The 1,220-nt window shown below is 70.5% G+C and carries 1 protein-coding gene; it reads right to left on the bottom strand.

All coding sequences use genetic code 11. The features are described from left to right. Window positions 1–953 (bottom strand): IS110 family RNA-guided transposase (locus tag ACFP1Z_RS33665; protein ID WP_390321865.1); only part of this gene is annotated, 953 nt, incomplete at its 3' end. Window positions 954–1,220 lie beyond the last annotated feature (267 nt).

Raw genomic sequence — 1,220 nt, 5'->3', positions numbered from 1 at the left:
GACGACTTGGTGGCCGGGGCGAGGCCGGCGTAGGAGGCCAGGTGGGCGGAGGTGGGGAAGCTGGTGCCGTCGCCGACGGTGACCAGCAGTGTGGCGGCGGTCCTGACCGCGACCCCCGGCATCGAGGTCAGGACCTTCGAAAGAGGGTGCTGTTCCAGCAGGGCGCTGATCTGGGCTTCCGTGGCCCGGCGTTGTTCGTGAACCGCGCCGAGCGAGCGGGCCAGCGACGGGATGACGATGTCGAGGGTGCCGGTGCCCGGGACGACGACGGTCTGCTCGTCGAGCGCCTCGAAGACGTCGTCGATCAGCCGGGCGGCCATGCGGGGGGCCTTGGGCCGGATTGCCTCGACGAGCTTGCGGCGTCCGGCTTTTCGCAGGGCGGCCGGGGATCCGTAGCGTTCCAGCAGCCAGGTGACGGCCTGGTGGTCCAGGCGTGGTCCGAGGACGCGTTCGAGGCTGGGGTGGAACTGGGTGAGCAGGCCGCGGATGCGGTTGCTGGTGCGGGTGGCCTCGGCGGCCAGGTCCTGGTCGAAGCCGACCAGGACGGTCAGCTCGGCGGTGATCTCGTCAGTGAGCTCCAACGAGCGCAGGGTGTGCGGCATGGTCCGGGCGGCGTCCGCGATCACGGCCGCGTCGCGGGCGTCGGTCTTCGCCTCGCCTGGGTAGAGGTCGGCGATCCGCCGCATCGACAGGCCCGGCAGGTAGGCAACCTTGCAGCCGGCGTCGCGGGCGACAGTGAGCGGGAGGGCGCCGATCGAGGCGGGCTGGTCCACGATCACCAGGACGGTGCCGAACTTGGTCCGGAGCTTGTCGAAGACGGCCCGCAGCTTCGGTTCGGTGTTGGGCAGTTGCTTGTCGAAGACCTTCTTGCCGGCCGGGGTGAGCCCGTTGCCGTGGTGGGCGCTCTTGCCGACGTCCAGGCCCAGGAAGACGCCTATCTCGTCGTACTCCATCAAGCCGTCCTCCCGAACGGGATTGTGCGGTGCTGGCCGGGGCGTTGGCGTCGTGCGCGCATCCACGTTATGCAGACCTGCCGCCCGCGTACGGCCGGGCGTTGCGCTCGGCGGGGCGGTAGTCGGACCTCTCATCAGCGTCTCCAACGGCGCCTCTCGGGCCCGGTGGCACCACCCCCCAGGTCATCGGTTCGACAGGGGGGAACAGCCATGCCGGGCCCGGAGGCCAGCGGCCCTCTTGCAGGACCGCGAAGAACATAACGGGGG

This window comes from Streptomyces gamaensis (genome assembly GCF_042656465.1).
Lineage (GTDB): Bacteria > Actinomycetota > Actinomycetes > Streptomycetales > Streptomycetaceae > Streptomyces > Streptomyces gamaensis.
Note: the sequence above shows the minus strand (reverse complement) of the source record. Positions and strands in the feature narration are given on the sequence as shown.